This is a genomic window from Brevundimonas staleyi (assembly GCF_041893865.1).
GTDB classification, from domain to species: domain Bacteria; phylum Pseudomonadota; class Alphaproteobacteria; order Caulobacterales; family Caulobacteraceae; genus Brevundimonas; species Brevundimonas staleyi.
Window position 1 is genome coordinate 1,559,911 of record NZ_CP169082.1, and the last position, 14,913, is coordinate 1,574,823.

Annotated in this window: 12 protein-coding genes; 5 read left to right on the forward strand and 7 right to left on the reverse strand. The window is 69.5% G+C overall.

From position 1 onward, the window contains the following. Window positions 1-7 precede the first annotated feature (7 nt). Window positions 8-709 (forward strand): hfsB, encoded by a 702-nt coding sequence (locus ACETK8_RS07845; protein ID WP_374038950.1) that lies wholly within the window; start codon window positions 8-10, stop codon window positions 707-709. Here ACETK8_RS07845 and ACETK8_RS07850 read toward each other — a convergent pair. The 6 genes from ACETK8_RS07850 to ACETK8_RS07875 form a co-directional block, all read right to left on the reverse strand. After that, window positions 690-1,631 (reverse strand): glycosyltransferase family 2 protein, encoded by a 942-nt coding sequence (locus ACETK8_RS07850; protein WP_374038951.1) that lies wholly within the window; start codon window positions 1,629-1,631, stop codon window positions 690-692. The two genes, ACETK8_RS07845 and ACETK8_RS07850, sit on opposite strands and share 20 nt — an antisense overlap. Beyond that, window positions 1,631-2,566 carry a glycosyltransferase family 2 protein gene (locus tag ACETK8_RS07855; RefSeq protein ID WP_374038952.1) on the reverse strand — a complete coding sequence of 312 codons (936 nt, stop codon included), beginning with the start codon at window positions 2,564-2,566 and terminating at the stop codon, window positions 1,631-1,633. The genes ACETK8_RS07850 and ACETK8_RS07855 overlap by 1 nt, the downstream gene beginning before the upstream one ends. After that, complete coding sequence (locus ACETK8_RS07860; RefSeq protein WP_374038953.1) at window positions 2,563-4,011, reverse strand: lipopolysaccharide biosynthesis protein; 1,449 nt, start codon at window positions 4,009-4,011, stop codon at window positions 2,563-2,565. Before ACETK8_RS07860 ends, ACETK8_RS07855 begins: the two co-directional genes overlap by 4 nt. Next, window positions 4,011-5,603: an exopolysaccharide biosynthesis polyprenyl glycosylphosphotransferase gene (locus ACETK8_RS07865; protein ID WP_374038954.1), complete on the reverse strand. Its 1,593-nt coding sequence runs from the start codon at window positions 5,601-5,603 to the stop codon at window positions 4,011-4,013. The genes ACETK8_RS07860 and ACETK8_RS07865 overlap by 1 nt, the downstream gene beginning before the upstream one ends. Window positions 5,604-5,652: 49 nt before the next feature. Continuing rightward, the gene (locus ACETK8_RS07870; RefSeq protein ID WP_374038955.1) at window positions 5,653-7,404 is read right to left on the reverse strand and encodes a class I adenylate-forming enzyme family protein; all 1,752 of its coding nucleotides are present in this window, start codon (window positions 7,402-7,404) and stop codon (window positions 5,653-5,655) included. Between the two features lie 120 nt (window positions 7,405-7,524). After that, window positions 7,525-8,967 carry an aldehyde dehydrogenase family protein gene (locus ACETK8_RS07875; RefSeq protein ID WP_374038956.1) on the reverse strand — a complete coding sequence of 481 codons (1,443 nt, stop codon included), beginning with the start codon at window positions 8,965-8,967 and terminating at the stop codon, window positions 7,525-7,527. A gap of 260 nt (window positions 8,968-9,227) precedes the next feature. Between ACETK8_RS07875 and kdgD the strand changes: the two genes are divergently transcribed. The 3 genes from kdgD to ACETK8_RS07890 are packed head-to-tail and all read left to right on the forward strand — an operon-like array spanning window position 9,228 to window position 12,687. Continuing rightward, on the forward strand, window positions 9,228-10,163 hold the full coding sequence (kdgD, locus tag ACETK8_RS07880; RefSeq protein WP_374038957.1) for a 5-dehydro-4-deoxyglucarate dehydratase: 936 nt from the start codon (window positions 9,228-9,230) through the stop codon (window positions 10,161-10,163). Between the two features lie 42 nt (window positions 10,164-10,205). Next, window positions 10,206-11,102 carry a LysR substrate-binding domain-containing protein gene (locus ACETK8_RS07885; RefSeq protein WP_374038958.1) on the forward strand — a complete coding sequence of 299 codons (897 nt, stop codon included), beginning with the start codon at window positions 10,206-10,208 and terminating at the stop codon, window positions 11,100-11,102. Between the two features lie 16 nt (window positions 11,103-11,118). Next, window positions 11,119-12,687: a carboxylesterase/lipase family protein gene (locus ACETK8_RS07890; RefSeq protein WP_374038959.1), complete on the forward strand. Its 1,569-nt coding sequence runs from the start codon at window positions 11,119-11,121 to the stop codon at window positions 12,685-12,687. A gap of 359 nt (window positions 12,688-13,046) precedes the next feature. Here ACETK8_RS07890 and ACETK8_RS07895 read toward each other — a convergent pair whose 3' ends face one another. Beyond that, window positions 13,047-14,249, reverse strand: coding sequence for an SGNH/GDSL hydrolase family protein (locus ACETK8_RS07895; protein WP_374038960.1), 1,203 nt, complete (start codon window positions 14,247-14,249; stop codon window positions 13,047-13,049). 75 nt (window positions 14,250-14,324) lie between these two features. Between ACETK8_RS07895 and ACETK8_RS07900 the strand changes: the two genes are divergently transcribed. Then, a complete protein-coding gene (locus ACETK8_RS07900; RefSeq protein WP_374038961.1) occupies window positions 14,325-14,537 on the forward strand; it encodes a hypothetical protein in 213 nt (70 codons plus the stop codon). The last annotated feature ends 376 nt before the right edge of the window (window positions 14,538-14,913 follow it).

Below are 14,913 nucleotides of genomic sequence, written 5' to 3' on the forward strand. Positions count from 1 at the left end.
GATTCGCATGGTCGATCTCACCTCGGAAATGGCCGGCCTCTGGGCCGCGCTGGGACCGGCCCCCGCGCATCGCGGACGGGTCATCCAGATCGCCTGCGCCAATACCGGGGAGGGCGCTTCCACCGTCGCGCGGGAGTTCGCGCGGCTGGCGGCGGTTCGGGCACGCAAACCCGTCTGGCTGATCGACGCCGACCTGGCCCAGCCCTGGCAGCAGGAGGCGGTGGCCGCCGAGCCCGAGCGGTTCGGGCGGCTGGGGGCGGCGGCGTCCTCGTCTCCGGACGGGGCCAGCTTCTTCACCGTGTCGCCGCCGGTCATGGGGCGGGATCGGAAACCCATCGCGCCGGCCCGGCTGATGACGGCGCGGCCCTGCCTCGGGGGCCGGCTGTGGGTCACGCGCTTCCGGGCCGAGGTTCTGCGGTCGGGACAGAGGGCCGAGCCGCTGCCGGATCCGCGCTACTGGGATGCGATGCGGAAACACGCCGACACGGTGGTGATCGACGCCCCGGCGGCGGATCGCAGCGACCTGTGCATCACCCTGGCGCCCTATGTCGATGCGACGGTGCTGATCGTGGCGGCCGAGAGCACGGCGGCGAACGAGCCGGTCATTCTGCGCGACGAGATCGAGTCGGTTGGCGGGCGGATCGCCGGGGTCGTGGTCAATCGCTCGACCTATACGCCGCCGGCCTTCCTCAGGCGGCTGACGGGCTGACCCGGTTCAGGCGGGCGAGCTCGCGCGCGCCGTAGAAATGGGGCTCGAACCCCTTCATCCAGAAGATCTTGCCGAGGCCCCGCGCGGCCTTGTCCATCAGGCGGGCGCGCGAGGGATGGGCGATGACGGTCGTGGCGATGGCGGCGAGACCCCAGACGGCGGTCTGGACGGCGCCCACGGTCATCCATTTGGCGACGGCGGGCCAGTTCCGGGCCTTGGCGGCGATCTGGCTGGGGCCCTGGCCGTAAGCGAAGGCGCGGGACAGGGCATAGGCCATGGTGGCGCGGTGGGGCGGGGCGAACTCGTCCACCCAGGCGTCGGCGGCCCAGCCGAAGGTCCCGCCGCGCGCTTCGAGGGCCGCGAACAGGGCGTCGTCCTCTCCGCCCGACTGATCGGCCGAGGCGTCGAAGGGGGCGGCCCCGGGCAGGGCGGTGGCCCGGACCATCAGGGAGTTGCCGCAGCCCCAGGGCTTGTCGATGCGCTGGGTCGTCGAAGGACCGGCGCGGCCGAAGAAGGCTTCCAGATAGGGGGTCGCCCAGCCGATGTTCTCGGGGACCCGGCCTGCGATGGGACCGAAGACGACGTCGGCCTTGGTTTGTTCGAGGGCGGACAGGAGGGCGGCGAGCCAGCCGGGGGAGGCGGCCTCGTCGTCGTCGAGGAAGGCGATCAGGGGGGCGTCGGTCTGGGCCAGACCGGCGTTGCGCGCGGTGGCGACGCCGGGACGGGGTTCGTGGCGGTAGATCAGGGGGCAGGGGCTGTGGGGCGTGAGGCGGGCGACCGTGTCCTTCGCCGTGGCCTGGGGGTCGTTGTCGATGACGACGATGGAGGCCATCGAGGCGGTCTGGACGAAGAGGGAGCGCAGGGCGCGTTCCAGGCTCTCCGGGCGCCGCATGGTCGGCACGATGACCGACACGGGCGGCATCAGACGGCCTCGGCGTAGAGGGCGGCGCGGTAGAGGCGGAGCGAGAAGGCGCGGGCCGGGGTGGGGACCCAGGCGGTCGTGGCGGCGCGCTTCATCAGGGGCCGGATCTGGCCGATGGCGGGGACCTTCTTCAGCAGGCGGGCGGCCTTGTAGCTGGGGTAGCCGCCGACGATGTCCGGATGGCGGGCGACGACGCGGGCGAAATTTCCGGCGGACTGTTCGTACTTGCCGGCCAGGGCCTCGACCGTGTCCAGACCCATGTGGGTGGCCGGATTGTCGACGTGGACGACGGTGAAGCGGCGCGAGACGCGCATGGCCCATTCGACGTCCTCCCAGCCCCAGCCGGAGAACTCGGCGTCGAAGGTTTCGGCCTCGAAGACGTCGCGGCGGACCAGGAGGTTGGAGGTGAAGACGTATTTCTCGGGCGTCCTGGCGCGCTCCTGATAGGGAACGCAGTCGCTCTTGAGCGCCATGGAGCGGTGGACCGAGAAGCGGGCGTCGGTCGGGGCCTGCAACAGGGAGAAGCCGCCGAATGCGACGGCGGGGTCCTCGCGCGCGACGAGGTCGGCCCAGGTCCAGAGGAAGCGGCGATGGTCGGGGCGCATGTCGCTGTCGAGGAACAGCAGCGAGCCGCCGCGCGCCGAGTCGGCGAGACGGTTGCGGCCCTTGGAGCGGCCTTCGTTCTTGGTCAGGGTGATCAGGCGGGCGGGGAGGGCCATGGCCTTGATCTGGGCCTGAAGGCGGGCGGTCAGGTCGGGATCGTTGGTGCCGTCGTCCATGACGACGATCTCGACGGCGCCGGCGACGGAGGCGGCTTCCTCGTCGAGCAGCTGCAGCAGCTCGGACGGGTCGTCGCGCAGGAAGGGGATCAGGACCGAGACGGCGGGTTTGGCCCGGCGGCGCGCGGCGTTGTCGGTGAGGACGGGACGGCTCATGCGGGGGCTCTCCGGCCGAGGCGGGTCTCGATCAGGCGGGCGGCGATGTCGCGAACCCCGGCGGCGTTCAGGGCCAGGGCGACGACGGCGTAGACGACGGCCCCAACGCCGGCCTTGAGGACCAGTTCCGGCACGCCGCCCAGCGCCGGCAGGGGCAGGACGGCGGCGGTCATGGCGATGCAGGCGAGGCCGCAACGCACCAGGGCGTTCCATGGGATGGGCATGGCGACGATCTTCCGGCCCATGCCGATGGAGGCGGCGATGCCGATGGCGAAGCTGATCGCCGTGGCGATGGCCGCGCCGTGGACGCCCATGCGGGGGACCAACAGGATGTTCAGGAGAACGTTCGAGGCGGCGGGGATGCAGAGCGTCATCAGCAGGCGCTCGGTCCGGCGGCCCAGCACGAAGGACTGGCTGAGATAGTAGGCGGTGCAGCCCGATAGGAAGGCCGACAGCGCGATCCAGGGGGTGATGGAGGCGGCGACGGCGCGCAGGTTCTCGCCGATCATGAAGTCCGCCAACGGGCGGGCGACCAGGGCCACGCCGACGGCGGCGGGCAGGCCGATCAGGACGAAGGTCGAGGCCTGTTCGCGCGCGGCCTTCAGGAAGGCGTCACGGCTGCTGCGCTCCCAGGCCATGATGAGGGCGGGGGTGCCGGCGGCGCCCAGCCAGATGAAGAGGACGTCCAGGGTGCGGCTCGCGAGGCTGTAGCCCGCGTGATAGGCGCCGACCGAGGCCGAGCCCATGTAGATTTCCAGCAGGAAGCGGTCGGTCGAGGCCATGACCAGCGACAGACCAAGGCCCGCCGCGATGGGGTAGCCGTAGCGGGCGTAGTTCGCCGTGCGGGCGCGGTAGTGGACGCCGCCTTTCGCCTGTTTCAGCTCACCCGGCAGGACGAAGGGCAGGACCAGCAGGGGACCGACGGCCAAGCCGATCAGAGGCGAGGCGGCGCCGACGCCGTGGTAGGCGCAGAAGGCCCCGATGGCGAAGCCGATGACGGTGATGGCGATGTCCATCCCCGCGGACTTCGTGACCTCTCCGGCGGCGCGGAACCGTTCCTGGGCGAGTTTGGCGAAGCAGCGGATGGGCATGCCGGCCAGACCGGCGGCGATGGCGATCTTTAGCCCGTCGCCTATGGGGGCGATCCACAGGGCCAAAGCCGCGACCGGCAGGACGCCGAGGGTGACCAGGGCTGCGCCGCGATAGAGGGTCTGGAAATGATCGGACAGGGACTGACCCTGTTCGGCGGCCCAGAAGCGCGCCATGGCGGCCTCCAGCCAGCTGAAGGTCACGACGTGAACCAGGGTCATCACCGAGAAGGCGATGGCGTAGCGGCCGAAGTCGTCGGGCGAAAGCAGCCGCGTGAAGACGACGATGGCGCCGAAGCCGACCAGGCCCTGGACGATGTTGGCGGGCAGGTAGCCCCAGACGCCGCGCCAGAACATCAGCGAATGGCCGCGCGATCGCCCAGCAGGACCGGGACGGTGACGAACATGATCCAGAGGTCCAGCCACAGGGACTGACGCTCGATGTATTCGACATCCAGCTGGACCCGACGGCGCACGTCCTGGGCCGTGTGCAGCGGGCCGCGCGAGCCCTTGATGGCGGCCCAGCCGGTCATGCCGGGCTTCATGCGGTGGCGGTGGGCGTATTCGGCGACGAGGCGGGCGCTCTCGACCGCGCCGGTCTTCATGCCGATGGCGTGGGGGCGAGGACCGACCAGCGACATCTCGCCCTTCAGGACGTTGAAGATCTGGGGCAGTTCATCGAGGCTGGTGGAGCGGATGATCTTGCCGACGCGGGTGACGCGGTCGTCGTCGGTGGTGACCTGGCGGCTGGCGGTGGCGTCGGCGGCTTCGTGGCGCATGGAGCGGAACTTCCAGACCACGATCTCCTCGTGGTTGAAGCCGTGGCGACGCTGGCGGAAGAAGATCGGGCCGGGGCTGTCGAGGCGGATGGCCAGAGCCGTCAGGGCCATGACGGGCGCCAGCAGGATGAAGGCGACCGTGCCGATGAGGATGTCCTGGATGCGCTTGTTGAAGGCGCGACGGTCGTCGTCGATGGGGCCGCCCAGAGACGCGAGCGGCGCGTTGGCGAGGCGGTTCAGGGCCGCGCTGCGTTCGCCGGCGTCGACCGGATCGACCAGCAGGGTGACTTCGTTGGGCAGGGCGGACAGGCGGGAGGTCAGTTCGCGGACGCGCTTTTCGGCCTTGGGGTCGATGGCCAGGACGATCCGATCCACATAGGGCGTCATCCGGTGGGTCATCAGGGCTTCGGCGTCGCCCAGCACCGGCACGCCCGCCACGCTGTCGGGATTGCGGGCCAGGCGGTCGTCGAAGACGCCCAGCACATTGAGGTCGCGCCGTTTCAGGGCGTCCTTGATGAGGGTCTCGGCGTGCTTGGTCGCGCCGACCAGGACGATGTTCGGCGTCAGGGCGCCCTTGCCGCGCCATTTGGCGACCAGATCGCTCCAGCCCATGTGCAGGACATAGAGGCCCACGGTCACCAGGGCGGTCCAGATGATGTAGACGGGCAGGCCCGCGCCGCCCGCGAGAATGGCGTCGAGAAGGACCGCGCAGAGGCCGCCCGAAAAGGCGATGCCGGCCACGATGGCCAGATGGAGCGGCGTCCTTTGTCCGCGCGAGAAACGATAGAGGCCGAGCGACCGCATCAGGCCGAGGACCAGGGTCGCGCCGACGATCAGGGGCAGGGCCGTTGCGAGGGGCGCGGCCAGAAGACCGCCCGGCGTCATGGCCCAGAGAAGGGCGATGGTGACCACGGCGACGGCGGCGATGTCGGCGCTGCGGAACCAGTGGACGGCGAGGCGCGAGGCGTGACGCTGGCGCGCGTTCAGCCAGACCTCGGGGCGGAAGGGACCGCGACGGGCGGCGCCCTCAAGCTGACTCTTAGCTTGGGGCTCGGCGACGGAACGGGCGGCCAGGGCCTGAAGCCCCGGCGCGTCCAGTCGCGCGGTGTCGCCCGCGTCGGAAAGCGCCGTCGCACGGCCGATATCGATGGCGCTCGTCATGGGCGCCATGGTGCACAGGCGCCGTGGATGTCGCGTTAACGCCCGGCGTTTTCCGGAATCACTCCGCCGCGCGGGCCGTCAGCCAGGCCTTCAGCTCGGGCTTCACCACCTTGCCGGCGGCGTTGCGGGGCAGGGGATCGGCCGTGATGATGACTTCGGTCGGGACCTTGAAGGCGGCGAAGCGCGAGGCGACGAGGGCGGTCAGGGTCGCCGCGTCCACCGTCTCTCCGGGCGCGAGGGAGATGAAGGCGACCGGCACCTCGCCCATCACCGGGTCGGGTTTGGCGACGAGCGCGGCCTCGGCCACGGCGGGGTGGTCGAACAGGACGGCCTCGATCTCCTGGCAATAGATGTTCTCGCCGCCCCGGATGATGATGTCCTTGGCGCGATCGACGATGAAGCAGAAGCCCTCGTCATCCAGGCGGGCGAGGTCGCCGGTGTGGACCCAGCCGTCGACGAAGGTCTCGGCCGTGGCCTCGGGCTTGTTCCAGTATTCGCGGACGATGTTGGGGCCATAGGCGAGGAGTTCGCCGACCTGGCCGGTGGGCAGCTCGTGGCCGTTCGGATCGACGATCTTCATGCGGCCGACCGGGATGGCGGGGCCGCAGCTGTCGGGACGGTTCAGATAGTCCTCGCCCAGATGGTGGGTGTGGGTGGCCGAGGTCTCGGTCATGCCCCAGCCGGAGCCGGCCTTGGCGGGGGTGGCCTGTTCGATCTGGCGGACGAGGTCGGTCGGGGCGGCGGCTCCGCCATAGGCGACGGTCTCCAGCGACGACAGGTCGTACTCGTCGCGCTTGGGATGCTGGAGGATCTGGATGGCCACGGTCGGGACGCCGCCGATCATGGTGATGCGTTCGCGCTCGATCAGACCCAGGGCCTCCTCGGCGTCGAAGCGACGCTGGCAGACCAGCTTCTGGCCGGTGACCAGGGCGGGGATCAGGACGGCGTTGCAGCCGGTGGTGTGGAAGAAGGGAATGGAGACCAGGCCCGATTTCTGGGGCGCGGTCGGGTCGAGCGTCGGCGGGGCCTCGCCGCGACGCAGCGCGCTGCGGCAGATCGAGAAGACGCCGGCCATGACGCTGCAGCCCGCATTGCGGTGGGTGCCGAGCGCGCCTTTCGGCGAGCCCGTGGTGCCGGAGGTGTAGAAGATGGTGGCCGCGTCGTCGGGGTTGAGCGGGACGGCGGGCATGTCGCCGGGCGGCAGGGCGGCCCAGGTCGCGCTCTCGCCGATGACGGTCTCCAGACGCGCGACGCGCGGGTCGGCGGCGGAGGGTTCGCCGCGCGAGACGAGGATGTGGCGCAGGTCCGGAAGGTCGTTCAGTGCGGGGCCGATCCGCTCCAGCCGCTCGATGTCGAGGAGGGCGACGACGCTGCCGGAATCCTTCAGGCCATAGGCCAGCTCGGATCCGCTCCACCAGGCGTTCAGCGGGGTGACGATGGCGCCGACCAGGGCGCCGGCGAAGAAGGCGACGGGCCATTCCGGCAGGTTCCGCATGGCGACGGCGACGCGGTCGCCGGGCTTCACGCCACGCGCCTGAAGATCGGCGGCGAGGGCCAGGGTCGCGCGGGCGAAGGCCTCATACGAGACGCGCTCGTCGCCGTAGACGAGGAAGGTTTTCTCGCCGTGGGCGCGGCCGGCCATGAAGCTGTGCATCAGGGTCGGCGGGGCGTTCTTCCAGACCCTGTGCGGCCGTCCGTCGATCTCGGCGTCCACGATCTCCAGCAACGATCCCGAGGCGGTCAGAAGAGCCGTCGCCTGGGCGATGCTCATGGCGGGCCAGGGGGGGACGGTCGATGCTGTGTCGGTCATGGGGTTTCCTGCATCCGCGTTTGTTGCGGTTATGCAGTCGTTCTAGGCCCTGACGAGGCCGGCGTCAGCCGGGTGCGGCGTCGTGACGGATCGCCGCGCCCGGGCTGGAACCCCGTCGCCTCAACCCGCCGAGTAGCTGGTCTTGGTCTGGGTGTAGAACTCCACCGCCGCGAAGCCCTGTTCGCGGGCGCCGTAGCTGGAGCCCTTCGTGCCGCCGAAGGGGACGTGATAGTCGACGCCGGCGGTGGCCAGATTGACCATGGTCATGCCCGCCTTGGCGCGACGCTGGAAGTCGCGGGCGTGCTTCAGACTGGTGGTGACGATGCCGGCGGACAGGCCGAACTCGGTCGAGTTGGCGACGGCCAGGGCCTCTTCATAGTCCTTGACGCGGATGGTCGAGGCGACGGGGCCGAAGACCTCCTCCGCATTGATCCGCATGGACGGGTCGGTGTCGGCGATCAGGGTCGGCTGGACGTACCAGCCGGGGTTTTCCAGCTTCAGACGCTCGCCGCCGGTGACGATCCGGCCGCCGCCGTCGCGGGCGATGTCGATGTATTTGTAGCTGGTCTCCATCTGGGCCTCGGAGACCGCCGGGCCCATCTGGGTGTTGGGATCGAGCGCATCGCCGACGCGCAGCGCCGCGACCTTCTCGGCCAGGGCGGCGACGAACCGGTCATGGATGGCGTCGGTGACGATCAGGCGGCTGGAGGCCGTGCAGCGCTGGCCGGTGGCGAAGAAGGAGCCGTCCAGGGCGATCATGACGGCGCGCTCCAGATCGGCGTCGTCGAGCACGATCAGCGGGTTCTTGCCGCCCATCTCGAGCTGGACGCGGGCCTGACGCTTGACGGCGCCGGCCGCGACGCTCGCGCCTACCCCCTGCGATCCCGTGAAGGAGACGCCGTCGACATCCTTGTGATCGACGATGGCCTGGCCCACGCCGCCGCGTCCGATGACGAGGTTGAACACGCCCTTGGGCAGGCCGGCCTCGACGAGGATATCGGCGAGGGCCGAGGCCGTGGCGGGTGTCGGGCCGGCCGGCTTCATCACCACGGTGTTGCCGAAGGCGAGGGCGGGGGCCGCCTTCCAGGCCGGGATGGCGATGGGGAAGTTCCAGGGGGTGATCAGGCCGAAGACGCCCACCGCCTGACGATAGGTCTGGATCTCGACGCCGGGACGGACGCTGTCCAGGTTCTGGCCGTGGCGACGCAGGGCCTCGCCGGCGAAATACTTCAGGATGCGGCCGGCGCGGACGGTCTCGCCGATGCCTTCGGGCAGGGTCTTGCCTTCTTCACGCGACAGCAGGCGACCGAGCTGTTCGCGACGCTCCATGACGAGAGTCCCGGCGCGGTCCAGAATGTCCGAGCGCACCTCGGGAGTGGCTTCGGACCAGGCGGGGAAGGCGGCCTTGGCGGCGGCGACGGCGGCGTCCACCTCGGCCTGACCGCCGTCCGGCGTGCGGGCGACGATCTCGTTGGTGTTGGACGGATTGTGGCTCTCGCCCGGCCGCGCGACATCCACACGCTCGCCGTCGATCAGGTGGCTGAGGTTCAGGGTGTCGGTCATGGCGGGGTCCTTTGAATCCTGCCTCGCAATTAGTGGTCCGAGGCCCGCGCGGGAATGCCGAAACCGGCATGGATCGAGAGCGGTCGCGCATCGATCGAACCGTACGGAGGCCGACAACGGCGCCGACCAAGCCAAAAGGCGTATCGATCCATAGCCGCTTTGGTTTGGACGGGCATGGGGGGCGTCGATAGCGTTCCATCAGGGCGCGAGGACAGCGCCGGACGCATCGACGTCATCAGCGAGGAATTTCAATGTCTAGAATGACGCCTGCGGAAATGGCCGCGACCATCGGCGGCGGCCTGCTGTCCTTCCCGGTCACGCATTTCGACGCCCAGCACCAGTTCGTCGAGGCGGACTATCGCGAGCACTGCGCCTGGATGCTGCAGCATGAGCTGGCGGGCCTGTTCGCCGCGGGCGGCACCGGCGAGTTCTTCTCCCTGACCCCGCCGGAAGTGGCTCGCGTGGTCAAGGCGGCCGTCGAGGAGACCGCCGGCAAGACCCCGGTCGTGGCCGGTTGCGGCTACGGCACGGCCATCGCCGTCGACCTGGCCCGTGACGCCGAGGCGGCGGGCGCGGACGGCATCCTTCTGCTGCCGCCCTATCTGATGGTGCCGGGCCAGGAAGGTCTGGCGGCCCACGTCGAGGCGGTCTGCAAGGCCACCAAGCTGGGCGTCATCGTCTACAACCGCGACAACGCCGTGCTGAACGAGGACACGCTGGAGAAGCTGTGCGACCGCAACCCGAACCTGGTCGGGTTCAAGGACGGCGTCGGCGACATCGAGCTGATGATGAAGGTCTACGCCCGGATGGGCGATCGCCTGACCTATGTCGGCGGCCTGCCGACGGCGGAGACCTTCGCCCCCGCCTATCTGGAGATGGGCGTCACCACCTATTCCTCGGCCATCTTCAACTTCGTGCCGGACTTCGCGCTGAGCTTCTACAAGGCGGTGCGCGAGCGGGATCATGCGACGATCATGGCGGGTCTGCGCGACTTCGTGCTGCCGTACATCGCCCTGCGCAACAAGGGTAAGGGCTATGCGGTTTCCATCGTGAAGGCGGGCATGACGGCCATCGGCCGGACCGCCGGCCCGGTGCGTCTGCCGCTGACCGACCTGAAGCCCGCCGAGATGGCCGAGCTGGAGGCCCTGATCGCGCGGGTGCAGCCGGCGATGCCGAAGCTGGCGGCGAACGGCTAAGCGCCCTAGCATCCTCCGCCTGGATAAACGGCGGTGCCCAACATGTTCGAACTCAGCCAGCTGCGGTGCTTCGTGGCCGTCGCGGAGGAACTCCACTTCGGGCGTGCGGCCCAGCGGCTGAACATGACCCAGCCGCCGCTGAGCCGTCAGGTCCAGCTGCTGGAGCGGATCCTGGGCGTCGTCCTTCTGGACCGGACCAGCCGGTCGGTGCGGCTGACGCCGGCCGGCCGGTCGTTCGTGATCGAGGCGCGACGGATCCTCCGGCTGGCCGAGAGCGCGGCCCTGGCCACGCGGCGGATCGCGTCGGGCGATGCGGGCCGGGTGGCGGTCGGGTTCACGGCGGCCTCGGGCTATTCCTTCCTGCCGAACCTGGTCGACCTGGCGCGGACCCAGTTGCCGAACGTGGACCTGACGCTGCGCGAGCTGGTGTCGGGCGAGCAGGTCGAGGCCCTGCTGACCGGGCGGATCGACCTGGGGCTGGTGCGGCCGCCCCTGACCCGGCCGGAGTTCGACAAGGTGCGGGTGCTGACCGAGCCTCTGGTCGCGGCCCTGCCGAGCGGCGACCCCCGGCTGGACAAGGCGGTCGTGACCCTGGCCGATTTCGACGGCCTGCCGACCATCTTCTACGCGCCCGAGGGGGCAGGCTATTTCCACGCCATGCTCAGCGGCATGTTCGACGAGGCGGGGGTGTCGCCCCAGTTCGTCCAGCACATGGCCCAGATCCACTCGATCCTGGCCCTGGTCCACGCCCGGATCGGGGCGGCGGTGGTGCCCGAGGCCGCGACCAAGCTGCATTTCGAGGGGGTGGAGTTCCGGCCCCTGGAGACCACGCCCGCGAAGCCGGTCGAGCTGTTCGTCGCCTGGCGCAAGGACAATGACAATCCGAGCCTGAAGCCGCTCCTCGATCTGATCGCGGCGCAGGCCGAGGCCGCCCCCTAGGTAAGGATCTCCCGCCATGCCCACCCGCCGCACAGTCGTCGCCGCAGCCGGGGCCGCTGCAGGTCTGATCGCGACGGGAGGGGCGGCCTGGGCCGATCCCGGCCAGCCGGTGGCCATGACCCGGCATGGGCCGGTGCGCGGATACCTCGACCGGGACATCAAGGTCTTCAAGGGCGTTCGCTATGGCGCGGACACCTCGACGCGGAGGTTCCGGGCGGCGGTCGCGCCGGAGCGATGGACGACGCCCGCGGACGCCACGGCCTATGGCCACGCCAGCCCCCAGAGGTCGGACGAGGCGGACCAGTCGGAGGACTGTCTGTTCCTGAACGTCTGGACCCCGGCGCTGGACGACGGCGGACGGCGGCCGGTCATGGTCTATGTCCACGGCGGGGCCCACGCCAACGGGTCGGGGTCGAGCCCGCTGTATGACGGGGCGGCCCTGTGTCGGCGGGGGGATGTGGTCGTGGTGACCCTGAACCACCGGCTGAACGTCTTCGGCTACAACGGGCTGGGGCAGCTCTTGGGCGGCGCCTATGGTCCGTCGGGCAGCGTGGGGAACCTGGACCTGATGCTGGCGCTGGAGTGGGTGCGCGACAGCATCGCGGCCTTCGGCGGGGACCCGGCGAACGTGACCGTCTTCGGCCAGTCGGGCGGCGGGGCCAAGCTGGTGACCCTGATGGCCATGCCGTCGGCGGCGGGCCTGTTCCACAAGGTCATCACCATGAGCGGCCAGCATGTGACGGCCATGGGGCCCCAGCACGCCGAGCTGAGGATGCGGGCCTATCTGGACCATCTGGGCCTGACGCCGGAACGGGCCGGAGAACTGGCGACGCTTCCGGCCGGGCGGCTGGTCGAGGCGCTGGAGATGGCGGACCCGATCGAGAAGGGCGGCATCTATTTCTGGTCCGTGATGGATCACGACACCCTGCCGAGGCACCCCTTCGTGCCGGATGCGCCGCGCGAGAGCGCCCACATTCCGATGATCATCGGCAATACGCATGACGAGGCGCGGGCCTTTACGGCGGGCGACGAGCGGAACTTCAGCCTGACCTGGGACACGGTGGCGGCCAAGCTGGCGCCCGAGTTCGTGGTCGATCTGAACGCCCAGTATGTCGTGGACTGGTATCGCCGGATGTTCCCGGAGATGAGCCCGGTCGACGTCTTCTTCGCCGCCGCCACCTGTGGCCGGTCGCGGCCGGGGCATCTGATCCAGGCGCAGGAACGGGCGCGGATCGGCGACCGGACCTGGATGTACCAGCTGGACTTCGGCTCGCCGGTGGAGCCGAGGCTGGGCGCCTATCACTCGTTCGACATCGCCCTGGCGTTCGACAACTGTCACCAGCCGACGTCGAAGACGGGGACGGGGCTGGAGGCGCGCGAGGTGGCCCGAAAGATGAGCGAGACCTTCATCGCCTTCGCCAGGACCGGCGATCCGAACAACGCCGCCATCCCCGCCTGGGCACCCTATGATCTGGAGCGGCGGCCGACGATGGTGTTCGACGTCGACACCCGGTCGGTGGACGATCCGCGCGCGGATGAGCGGCGGTTGTTCCAGGTGGCGCCCTTCCTGAAGCAGGGGACGTGAGCGGCGCGTCCGGACTCCAAAACACCGTCCGAAGCGTCCGAAGAGTCCGAAGCGTTCGGATTGGGATTGGCGAGCTGAGGCGGATTTCAAAGACCCGTGGGCATTATACGGGGGCTTTGAGGGGGTGTTATGGATTCGGCTGTCGGCCGGTAACAGTTTCAGCCTCATCAGACGCTTAGAGAAGCGGGCGGCGCCAACTTGAGGGGCCTTTGGCGGTTTTTTCTATCCGTGCACCCCAGCGAAGGCTGGGGTCCAGATCACGGACTTGGACGGCCGGGATAGCGCACCGGCCTTTCTGCTCGAACCAATGCGGTCTTCCATCTGGACCCCAGCCTTCGCTGGGGTGCACGGGTATTGGGTCAGTCGCAGACGTCCAGCCGGACGGCCTCGGCCATGGCGGCGTATCCGGCGTCGGACGGGTGCAGCTTGTCGCCGCTGTCGTTGGCGGCGGCGAGGCGGAGCGGGGCCTGCGGATCCCGCACCGCCGCCTCGAAGTCGATGACGGCGTCCGGCTCGCCCGAGGTGCGGATCCATGCGTTGGCGGCCTGGCGGATCGCCTCTCCGGTCGGGGTGAAATAGTTGGCGCCCTCGAACGGCGGCAGGGTGGCGAGGACGACGCGGAAGCCCGAGGCGTGGGCGCGGGTCAGGACCTGGCGGTAGCCGGAGATCAGGTTGTCGGCCGTGATGGCCTCATGCGCGTATTCCGGGCGGGCCGGGCGGCCGAGGTCGTTGATGCCTTCCAGCAGGATCAGGCAGCGGGCGCCCGGCACGGCCAGGGCGTCGGCGTCGAGGCGTTCAAGGCCGGACGGGCCGGAGCCCTGATGCAGCAGGCGGTTGCCGCCGATGCCGGCGTTGACGACGCGCCAGTCCGTCCCGCCCTCGACCATCCGGCGGTTCAGACGCTCGGGCCAGCCGCCGGGACCGGAGGGCAGGGAGCCGGTGCCCTCGGTGATGGAGTCCCCGAAGGCGACGATGATGCGGGTGGGGGCGTCGGTCTCGACCTCGATCCCTGAGACGACGGCGCCGAGCCGCATGCGCGGGGCGTCGGCGGGCTGGGACGAGGTGGTCGCGTCGCCGTCGCGCAGGGTCTGGCGCAGGCGATGGACGGGCAGGGTCGTCGCCTCGGGCAGGAAGAGGCTGACGGTCACGGTGTCGAGGGCGTGGACGGGCAGGGCGACAGGGTCGGACAGGCGCGGGGCGCCCGCCGGGATGCGGACGGAGGCCTCGCCGTTGAAGGTCACGGGGATGGGCGGGGCATCGCCGATGGCGATGCTGGCCGCGCCGATGCGGAGCGGCTGGGCGCTGTGGCGGTTGGAGAGGCGCAGGCGGATGCGGTCGCCGGAGGCCGCGAGGACGACGGTCTGGGTCAGGGTCTGGTTGGCGACCTGGGACGGGCCGAGCGGCCCGCGCACGTCATTGGGATTGGGCTGGGACGGCGCACCCGTGGGCCCGAGATTGGCCGACGGGGCCCAGGTCCATCCGGCGATCCAGCGGTCCTGGGCGGCCGATGGTGTGGCGAGCGCCACGGTCAGGGCAGAGAGAACGGCGAGGAGCTTTTGCATGAGGTCACTTAAACCGGACTGTCGAGATATCGCCGATGGGTGGAAAGCGGATGTCCCACCTTGCATAGTATTCACATGCGGGAGTTTTTGGTTTGCCACGACTACGGGATGGGCGGTTTGTGGTGGTGGATCACGGCACCCAGCGCGGAGACGATTCAATCTGCCTTCAGGGATGTGATCGTGTTCGATGTGCCGCCGGACTGGTGGAGTGACGAACTGGACGCGATCGTCCGCCATGTTCAGTTGGATGATCCCGATGACACAGGGCTAAACGAACTGAGGCGGTAAGCGTCCGCAACGGGGCGGAAGCGGCCATCACCTCAAGGCCGGGAAACAGACATTGCTATGTCGACCCTAGAGCAGACACGCTGAAGGTCCGCGAAGGGTGGGAAGCGGACATCCGGGCAGCTATGGTCTTTTCGAGAACCAGCTATGCCATTTGATCCGCACAAAAAGTCCAAGCCTCTCTATGACAAGCGTCTGAGGAACAATGGATTCGTCGCGATATTCGCCGCGCAGCTCGCTGTCTTGGTCTTCGTAGCGGTCTCCAACTGGCCCCTTGACCTTGCTGGCGCGACGATTTTTGCGTTGGTCGGGCTTGTTCCTCTCTGGGCGTTGATCAGAGAATTGCGCAAGCCTTAGCTCGTTTTCTACCAAGGCAAGT

Bases quoted from the DNA above. Each gene is read 5' to 3' on its own strand.
- ACETK8_RS07855 (WP_374038952.1), bottom strand. From the start codon at position 2,566: ATGAGCCGTCCCGTCCTCACCGACAACGCCGCGCGCCGCCGGGCCAAA.
- ACETK8_RS07875 (WP_374038956.1), bottom strand. From the start codon at position 8,967: ATGACCGACACCCTGAACCTCAGCCACCTGATCGACGGCGAGCGTGTG.
- kdgD (WP_374038957.1), top strand. From the start codon at position 9,228: ATGACGCCTGCGGAAATGGCCGCGACCATCGGCGGCGGCCTGCTGTCC.
- ACETK8_RS07870 (WP_374038955.1), bottom strand. From the start codon at position 7,404: ATGACCGACACAGCATCGACCGTCCCCCCCTGGCCCGCCATGAGCATC.
- ACETK8_RS07860 (WP_374038953.1), bottom strand. From the start codon at position 4,011: ATGTTCTGGCGCGGCGTCTGGGGCTACCTGCCCGCCAACATCGTCCAG.
- ACETK8_RS07900 (WP_374038961.1), top strand. From the start codon at position 14,325: ATGCGGGAGTTTTTGGTTTGCCACGACTACGGGATGGGCGGTTTGTGG.
- ACETK8_RS07845 (WP_374038950.1), top strand. From the start codon at position 8: ATGGTCGATCTCACCTCGGAAATGGCCGGCCTCTGGGCCGCGCTGGGA.
- ACETK8_RS07890 (WP_374038959.1), top strand. From the start codon at position 11,119: ATGCCCACCCGCCGCACAGTCGTCGCCGCAGCCGGGGCCGCTGCAGGT.
- ACETK8_RS07865 (WP_374038954.1), bottom strand. From the start codon at position 5,603: ATGGCGCCCATGACGAGCGCCATCGATATCGGCCGTGCGACGGCGCTT.
- ACETK8_RS07895 (WP_374038960.1), bottom strand. From the start codon at position 14,249: ATGCAAAAGCTCCTCGCCGTTCTCTCTGCCCTGACCGTGGCGCTCGCC.
- ACETK8_RS07850 (WP_374038951.1), bottom strand. From the start codon at position 1,631: ATGCCGCCCGTGTCGGTCATCGTGCCGACCATGCGGCGCCCGGAGAGC.
- ACETK8_RS07885 (WP_374038958.1), top strand. From the start codon at position 10,206: ATGTTCGAACTCAGCCAGCTGCGGTGCTTCGTGGCCGTCGCGGAGGAA.